The sequence below is a fragment of the Streptomyces sp. MBT65 genome, assembly GCF_016612545.1.
In the GTDB taxonomy this organism is placed as follows: domain Bacteria; phylum Actinomycetota; class Actinomycetes; order Streptomycetales; family Streptomycetaceae; genus Streptomyces.
This window is the reverse complement of the sequence record NZ_JAENRY010000381.1, coordinates 1-6,702: the sequence shown is the minus strand read 5'-3', so window position 1 is coordinate 6,702 and position 6,702 is coordinate 1. Positions and strand designations below refer to the sequence as shown.

Sequence of the window (6,702 nt, the reverse complement as noted above, 5' to 3'; positions counted from 1 at the left end):
TGGCGACCCCCGAGCCCGAGGGCGCCTTGGCCCTGGGCCAGGCGCCCTCGGGCTCGGGGGTCGCCACGGGGTGTTCGGGGTCCACGTCCGTCAGGGCCTTGACCGGGTCCACGACGCCCCAGCCGACGAGGCGGTCGTGGCCGGAGATGGAGCGTTCCGCGGTCTGTTCGATCTGGGCGACGATCTGCTGCGCCGACCACTTGGGGTACTTGGACTTCAACAGGGCGGCCACGCCCGCGACATAGGGCGCCGAGAAGCTCGTACCGTTGTCGGAGCAGTGGCCGTTGCCCGGGACGGTGGAGACCATGTCGACGCCGGGGGCCGCCACGCCGACGAACTCGCCGGACTGGGAGAAGGAGGCGCGTTCGTTGTTGCGGTCGGAGGCCGCCACGGCGAGGACGCCCTCGTAGGAGGCCGGGTAGGTGATCTGCACGTTGCCGCCGAGGCCGTCGTTGCCAGCCGAGGCGACGACGACGACGTTCCGGCTCAGGGCGTAGTTCACCGCGTCCTCGAGGCTGTCGGCGGGAGCTACGGCGTTCGCCGTGTCCTGGGAGATGTTGATGACGCCCGCGCCCTTGCCGACCGCGTCGCGGATCGCCGTCGCCAGGGTCGCGGCCGTGCCGTCGCCCTCCGCGTCGTTCTGCTTGATCGGGATGATCGTCGCGTCGGGGGCCAGGCCCACGAAGCCCGTCCCCTTGGCCGGGCGCGCCGCGATGATGCCGGCCACGCGCGTGCCGTGGCCGACCGTGTCGGTGGTGCCCTGCTTGTTGCCGCGGTCGATCGTCTCGCCCTTGGCGTTCTTGGCGGGCAGCAGGTTCTCCCCCGCCGACGCGTCGACCGCCTTCGTCAACTGCGGGTTCTTGACGTCGACCCCGGTGTCGATGACGGCCACCTTGACGTTCTTGCCCGTGGACTGGGCCCACAGTTCGTCCAGGTTGACGCGTTGCAACGCCCAGGGGCGGCCCGTGTACGGCTTCGACGGGAAGGTGCACTGGCCGTCGTCCGCCCACGCCGGGGTCACCGACAACGGCGACACCAACAGCGGTACGGCCACCATCGAGGTCGCCGCCGTGACCCTCAACGCCCGCGAGATCAGCATGAGTTGAACCCTTCCAAACCCTTCCCCACCCTGCCCCGACCTTCCCTTGTCGCGCCTGTCGCGCCTACGAACCCTGCGGCTGCCGTGCCGCCGCCTCCGACAGGCGCGGACCCGTCGGCAGGAACGTCGACCACTCCGCGGGGACGGGGGCCGGGACGACCTTCTCGTAGCCGAGGCGGGTCTGGGCGATCTTCGCCTCGTTCAGTTCTTCCTTGCGCTGCTTGGCCGTCGTACCGATGCCGCTGTCGGCGGTGGCGCTGTCGCTGTTGGACTGAAGGGCGTAGCGCAGGCCCGTGTCCGTGACCAGGAAGACCGGGCCCGCGTCCGCCTCGGTGCCCATGACCTGGCGGTAGAGCTGACCCGAGCCGGCGGTGACGTACGCGCTGGAGGAGCCGGTGGGGAGGGTGGCGGGGAAGTCCGTGCCGACCCAGGTGGAGAGGGTCGTCCTGTTGCTCTTGCCGACCGAACGCAGCACGTTGCAGACGGTGTTGCGGCCGTTCGCGGCGCTGCCGCCGTCGTTGACCATCCTCGGCGCGTACGTCGGCCAGTTCTTGTCGGCCTCGAAGGTCGTGCTGTCGGTGACCGCGCCCGGGCTGACCGGCTGCGCCTCGCCCGTCTGTCCGGCCTGGAGGAGGGCACTGCTGTTGAGCAGCAGCGTGGCGACGAACTCCGAGATGCCGGCCACCTTGCCGGGCAGCACCACGTAGTACTTGCGTGCCTGGCCGTCGTTGGCGCTGATGACCTCGCCGACCTTGTCGTACTTCCGCACCTCCGGTGCGGCGAGGGCGTTCGCCTCCGCGCCCGGGACGCCGGTGATCTTCGGGATCTCGACCGGGTCGCCCTTGTGGAGGGTGTCGAGCCACTCCTGGGAGACACGCTGCGGGGCGCGGCTCTGGGTGTCGAGGGCCTTGAGGAGTTCCTTGTCGGAGGGGTCGGCCAGCGGGTACGCGGTGCCCTTGGCGTCGACGACGTACTGGTGCTTGCCGTCCGGGCCGACGACGTACATCAGGTCGCCGCCGGAGAGCTTGCCGCTCCCCTCCGTCTTGGACCAGTCCTTCTCGGCGAGGACGAACGCCGCCTTCTGGATGGACCGGCCGCCGGCCGAGGGGCTCTCGCAGACCGCCCAGCGCTTCGCCGCCTCGGCCTCGTCGTCGGAGGGCAGGCGGTCGGGGGCGTACGGGATGCCGATGGTCGCGCCGTGCGGGGGCTTGCCGCTGTCGAGGACGTTCTCGTCGACGGTGATGACGCTGTCCTTGCCGGGGTCCAGGAGGAGCTTGGCGGAGGCCATGTTGAGCACCGGGTGGAGCTGGGCCTCCTTGCCGGTCGTCAACACCACATACCGCGTGGTCGACTTGCTCGCCACGATGACGTGTTCGTTGGGCGTGGCCCAGCCCTTGGGTGCCGTCGGCTTGAACATGCCGATGCCGCCGAACACCGCGAGGATCACCACACCGACGACGAGACCGGGCACCAGCGCGCTCAGCGGTTTCGGGGCCCCTTCGTCCGAGCCCGACGGCGACGGCTGGAGGAAGGACGCGAGCGTACGGCGCTTCGCGAAGGTGTAGGCGTTGAGTTCGTCGCGCCGTGATGCCATCTGTGTCCGCTCTCTCCCCGTGCGGAGCCGTGGAGGACCTGTGGAGATACGGCCCCTGCCCCCGATTGCCTCTGATACCTCTGGTGTCAGACCCGCCCCCTACTATGCCTGTTGCGTGGGTGTGCTTGTGTCACGGGTAGGGTGCTCTGGCCCTGCGGGGACCGGAGAGCAGGGAAGTTCGGGAGAGTTCGGGGGATTTGGAGTGATGGCTTCGGCAACGCGCAACCGGTCGCGATCGCAACCGGCACCGACATCCGGATCGGCGTCGGCATCGACACCCGGATCAGCGTCGGGATCGACACCCGTCTCGGCGTCGGGCTCGGCATCGGGATCCGGCTCCTTCACGCCGCGTCTGAAGTCGCGCTCGGGGCGCGGGGGTTCGTTCACGACCCAGCGGCTGGTGCTGCTGGAGCTGGCCGCCGTGCTCGTGGTGGTCGGCTGGCTCGTCGGTCCGATGGCGCTCGTGCCCGCGATCGCGCTCGCCGCGCTGCTCGTCCTCCTCGCTGTCGTACGACGCCGGGGGCGCTCCCTGCCGGAGTGGCTCGGCACGCTGCTCGCGCTGCGCGCCCGGACCCGGCGAGCCGCGAGCACTCCGGTGCCGCCGGGGACCGACGCCGGTCTCGCGCCCGCCGTGGAGTGCGACCCGAACCTGCGGACGTACAGCTACCACCGCGGCGACGACCGCGACCAGCGGCCGGTCGGGATGATCGGCGACGGCGACTTCCTCACGGCGGTGCTCCAAGTGGAGTCGGACGCGGGCGCGTTGCGTGCCGAGCGCGGACGGAGACCGCTGCCGGTGGGCCTGGTCCGGGACACCCTCGACGTCGACGGAATCCGCCTGGAGTCGGCGCAGATCGTGGTGCACACCCAGCCCGCGCCCGCGCTGCATCTGCCCCAGCAGTCGGTCGTGGTGAGCAACTACGCGCCGTTGCAGGCCCAGACGGGCTCCCCCGCCGTCCGGATCACCTGGATCGCGCTGAAGCTGGACCCCGAGCTGTGCCCCGAGGCGGTGGCCGCGCGCGGCGGCGGACTGATCGGCGCGCAGAAGTGCCTGGCACGGTCGGCGGAGCACCTGTCGAGCCGGCTGTCCGGTGCCGGGCTGCGGGCCAATGTGCTCTCGGAGGAGGAGCTGACGGCCGCGATCGCCACCTCCGCGTGCGCCAACCCGATGGTGACCGCGCAGGCCGGGCGGAGCGAGGCGCCGCAGCGGCGGACCGAGGAGTCCAGCCGCAGTTGGCGCTGCGACAACCGTCGGCACACCACCTACTGGGTGCGCCGCTGGCCCCAACTGGGCGACTCCGGCACCTCGTTGGCGCACCTGGTGGCCGGGCTGACCGCCGTCCCCGCGCTGGCGACGACGTTCAGTCTGACGCTGGCCCGGGGCGAGCGACAGGACGTGGCGCTCACCGGGCATCTGCGCATCACCGGCCGCAGCAATCAGGAACTGACCGACGCGCGGCGCGAGTTGGAGCAGGCCGCCCGGCAGGCCCGGACCGGCCTCGCCCGCCTGGACCGTGAACAACTCCCCGGCGTCCTCGCCACGTTGCCCCTCGGAGGTGCCCGCTGATGACCATGACACCCACCGAGCCCCGGGCCACCGGTCTCACCTCCCGGCTGCGCGGCGGCTTCGGCCTGCTCGGCCCGCGCCACCCCCGGCACACGCTGCCCGTCGACCAGGTCGAGGCGCTGTCGCTGCCCATCGGGGACGACGGCGTGGTCGTCGGCATCGACCCCGAGGGTCAGCCGGCCGTGCTCGGGGTCAACCGCCCGACGCCGTACGACATCCTGCTGATCAGCGGCCTCTGGACGGCCCAGGTGCTGGCGCTGCGCGCGGCGGCCACGGGAGCGCGGGTCGCCGTCGAGACGGGACGGCCGCAGGCCTGGATGCAGATGGTGCACGCGATGGGCGGCGGACAGAACGGCCTCGCGGTGTACGACGTCGGCCGCGTCCCCCCGCAGGGCGCCTCCGCCGGTACGCCGGTGCTGGTGGTGCGGGACTGCGGGATGCGGCCGCCGCGCGGGCGGGTGACCTCGGCGCCCTGGCAGTCGGTGCTCACGCTGCTGCCGTATCTCAGCCCGGTCGCACCGCGGTTGATGCGGCAGGCGCGGCTGGTGGGCGTGCAGCGGGTGTCGCCGGACGAGGCGGCGGAGATCGGGCGCGTGATCGGCCTGCCGCGCACGGAACTCGACGCACTGCCCACGCTGCCGGACGGCGTCACGCTGTGGTGCACGGAGCGGGACCGGCAGTACGTGCTGACCCAGCCGACGGAGGCGGAGATCGGTCTGCTGGGCGTGGCCCGCCGGATGGACTGACGGGCGGACCGACCGGTTACCCGGAGGATCGAGCGCATCGAGCGGACAGAACGAGATACCCCGACCGTCCCATTTGGCCGTTTTCCAGGGGGATTTGATCCGCTATCGCCGGTCTCGGTCGCTCGGGCGTGCACGAAGGGGTGGGCGGGCCTGCCGAGTCCACGGTTTTGGTGATTAGGCTGGGACTGGGCACGTCACGACTATCCGCGAGCGGGTGGTGCGTGGCCCAGGGGCCCCAGGGGGACAACCCGGCGCATCGGACGGTGCGAACCGTCGCCCCGGCACGGCATGAGGGTGCTCGACCACACCAGGAGGAACTGTGAGCAGCGATCGGGACGGGATCCGCGGGGGCTGGGCCACGCCCGGCGATGACCAGCCCGACGACGAGTCCGCCATCGAGATGACGGGCGAGTTCACGATCGACTACGCGCCGCCGGCCTGGTACACGCAGAACTCTTCGGGCGCTGCTGCCCAGACGCCCTCGGCTCCGACCCCGCCGAGCGGCACGGGCACCCCTCCGGCGCCGCCGATCGGCCTCCCGTTCGCGGTGCCGGCACCGCCCGAGAGCGCCGGTTTCCAGTCGGGCTGGGCCTCAGCGCTCGCCGACGAGGAGGACGACGACGAGGACGCGGAGCACGGCGACCTCGTGAGCGGCTCGACCATGCGGATCTCCGCGACCGCGCTGAAGCGGGAGGCCGCGGAGTGGGGCGTGGTCCCGAATGCGGCAACGGGGCCCGCGGAGACCCAGGCCGATCCGGACCCGGCTCCGGCCGAGGGCCCCGGAGAAGGTGCGGAAGCGGCCATCAGAGGGCAACAGTCGGAGGCCGAGGCAGCCGGTGAGGCGGTTCCGGCCGACGGCGAAGCGCAGGTCGACGCTGACCCCGAGGGAACCGACGCCGCCGAGGTGAGCGCTCAGGACGAGAACAGCGCCGAGTCCCCCACCGACGAGAGCGGCGACGAAGCGTCGGCGCCAGCCCCTGACTCCGCCTCCGACTCGGCCGACACCCCGGCGGGCGACCAGGCAGGCGCCCCGGACGACGGGTCGAACAACGCCGACGTCACGACACCCACGCCCACCCCGGAGGCCGACTCCCCCCAGGGAGCAACTCCGGCCACGGATGCCGCCGTTGACGTACCGCCCCTTCCGCCGGCCTGGACCCGCCCGCCGACCCCGCAGACCGGGGTCCCGCCGCTGCCGCCCTCCTACCAGCCCGCCGCCCCGCCCGCGGCCGATCACTGGCCCGCACAGTCCCAGGGCCAGCCGGAACCCCAAGTCCAGCCGCAGCCCGAGCCGTTGAGCGCCATGGCACCCCCGCATCCGGTACCGCAACAGCCCGTCGCACCCCCGACCCAGCCGCCGTTGCCGCCCCAGCAGCAACCCGCATTCCAGCCACAGGCACCACAACCCGCCCCGGCCGCCTGGAACGCACCCCCGCAGGACGGCTACGGCTTCCCGTCGCCAGCAGCGCATCAGGGCCAGCCCAACCCCAACACACCTGACCAGCAAGGCGGTTACGGCTTCCCTCCTGCCCCGGCACAACAGGGCCAGCCCAACCCTGCCGCCCCTGACGAGCAGGGCGGCTACGGCTTCCCGCTCCCGCAGCAGGGCCCGCCGCCCCCCAACAACCCGAACCAGCAGGGTGGTTACGGCTTCCCCTCTGCCCCCGCACAAGGCGGCCGGCCCAACCCCGCCGCC

General features: G+C 72.2%; 5 protein-coding genes. 3 read left to right on the top strand and 2 right to left on the bottom strand.

The features are described 5' to 3' along the window. Positions 1-1,099: type VII secretion-associated serine protease mycosin (mycP, locus tag JHN63_RS45425; RefSeq protein ID WP_200690996.1), on the bottom strand; the 1,099-nt coding region annotated here is incomplete at its 3' end. A gap of 64 nt (positions 1,100-1,163) precedes the next feature. After that, positions 1,164-2,693 carry a type VII secretion protein EccB gene (eccB, locus tag JHN63_RS45420; RefSeq protein WP_200690995.1) on the bottom strand — a complete coding sequence of 510 codons (1,530 nt, stop codon included), beginning with the start codon at positions 2,691-2,693 and terminating at the stop codon, positions 1,164-1,166. Positions 2,694-2,898: 205 nt separating this feature from the next. Between eccB and eccE the strand changes: the two genes are divergently transcribed. From eccE to JHN63_RS45405, 3 genes are all read left to right on the top strand, one after another. After that, the gene (gene eccE / locus JHN63_RS45415; RefSeq protein WP_234478675.1) at positions 2,899-4,260 is read left to right on the top strand and encodes a type VII secretion protein EccE; all 1,362 of its coding nucleotides are present in this window, start codon (positions 2,899-2,901) and stop codon (positions 4,258-4,260) included. After that, positions 4,260-5,006, top strand: coding sequence for a hypothetical protein (locus JHN63_RS45410; RefSeq protein WP_200690993.1), 747 nt, complete (start codon positions 4,260-4,262; stop codon positions 5,004-5,006). Before eccE ends, JHN63_RS45410 begins: the two co-directional genes overlap by 1 nt. 319 nt (positions 5,007-5,325) lie before the next feature. Further along, the coding region (locus tag JHN63_RS45405) for an SCO5717 family growth-regulating ATPase (RefSeq protein ID WP_307782142.1) at positions 5,326-6,702 on the top strand (1,377 nt) is incomplete at its 3' end.